This is a genomic window from Mycobacterium sp. IDUB_21 (assembly GCF_055419425.1).
Map to the genome: position 1 here is coordinate 1 of NZ_JBVAXQ010000029.1, position 1650 is coordinate 1650.

Here is a 1650-nt window from a genome sequence, read left to right on the forward strand (position 1 = left end):
GAGCGTTCGTGGGGCCTGCGGCCCCGTTGTGGGGGATGAAAATCGCGTTCCGGTGCGGTTGGATGCGGGGTTGCGTTCGCGGTGGTCCAGGTTGACGCTTAAGGGGTGTTTCGGCGACCCCGTCCCGCCTTGTTGCCAGGTGAGCACGCCTGTAGAGCGTGGGGCTGGAGGGCATCCCTTTGCGGTTATGCGAGGGATGTGGATTGTTGCCTGTGAGCACGCGAGTGAGACTTCTGTTTCATATGAGCTCTCCCCGAAACACGCTCCATTACAACAGGATTGAGTGAGAGAGGGGATGAACAGTCATGGAAGTGATTCATCCGCGGTGTGCGGGCATCGACGTGTCGAAAAGGGACGCCAAGGTGTGTGTGCGCATCCAAGGCCGCGGCCGCAAAGCCACCTCGTCGACGGTGACCACCTGGACATCGATGACCAACAGCATCCTGGCGTTGCGCGAGCATCTGATCGCCGAACAGGTGACGTGTGTGGTGATCGAGTCGACCGCGGCGTACTGGAAGCCGTTCTACTTTCTGCTCGACGACGCGCTGAACGTGATGCTGGTCAACGCCCGCCACACCCGCAACGTGCCCGGACGCAAAACCGACGTCTCAGATGCGGCCTGGCTGGCAGAACTGGGTGCCCATGGGCTGGTCCGCGCCTCGTTCGTGCCGCCCGAACCGATCCGGGCGTTACGCGACCTGACCCGGGCCCGCACCACCATCGCCCAGGCCCGCACCAAAGAGATCGGCCGCCTGGAGACGCTTCTGGAAGACACCGGCATCAAACTGTCGTCGGTGGCCTGCGAGATCACCGGAGTCTCCGGGCGAGCGATGCTCGAAGCGCTCATCGGGGGTCAACGCGACCCGACCGTCCTCGCTGATCTGGCTAAACGGCAGCTACGCAAGAAGATCCCCGCCCTAACTGAGGCGCTGCAAGGACGATTCAACGACCACCACGCGTTCATGGTGCGGTTGTATCTGGATCGCATCGATGCCCAAGAGGCCGACATCGCCCGCCTAGATGCCCGCATCGAGGAGCTGATCACACCCTTTCGGCCCGCCCGTGAACTACTCGTGAGCATCCCGGGCTGGTCACGAGTGGTCGCTGATGTGTTCATCGCCGAGACCGGCGCCGACATGAGCGTGTTCCCCAGCCCGGGTCACCTAGCGTCGTGGGCAGGAGTCTCACCCGGCAGCAACGAATCGGCCGGCCGCATCAAATCGGCGAAAACCCTGCCCGGCAACCGCCACCTCAAAGCCGCACTCGGGGTGGCCGCCCTGTCAGCGTCGCGCAGCACCAACACCTACTTCGGTGCTCGCTTCCGGCGCATTTCCGGCCGCCGAGCACCCCGACCCGGAGACAAGAAGTCGCGTCGCCAGTCCCTTTCCGGGCAGATCGCCATCGTCGCCCTTGAGCACAAGATGCTCACCTGCGCATGGCACATGCTCGTCAACGGCGCCTTCTACCAAGACCCCGGCCCCGACTACTACACCCGACACCAGCCAGCAAAGGCCAAGGCCAGAGCCATCAAACAACTCCAGGCCCTGGGATACAGCGTGACACTGGAGCCCCACACTGACGCCGCCTAACACCAGCACCGAGACCGCTCACCAGTCTTTGGTCACCTTGAATTTTCGAGTGAGGCGGGCA

General features: G+C 63.3%; 1 protein-coding gene. It reads left to right on the forward strand.

Annotation, left to right across the window (positions count from 1 at the left end; genetic code table 11):
* Positions 1–305: 305 nt before the first annotated feature.
* Complete coding sequence (locus ACZYY4_RS22975; RefSeq protein ID WP_463812325.1) at positions 306–1589, forward strand: IS110 family RNA-guided transposase; 1284 nt, start codon at positions 306–308, stop codon at positions 1587–1589.
* Positions 1590–1650: the final 61 nt, after the last annotated feature.

Excerpts from the sequence above, each read along its gene's own strand:
- ACZYY4_RS22975 (WP_463812325.1), top strand. The coding sequence starts at position 306 with ATGGAAGTGATTCATCCGCGGTGTGCGGGCATCGACGTGTCGAAAAGG.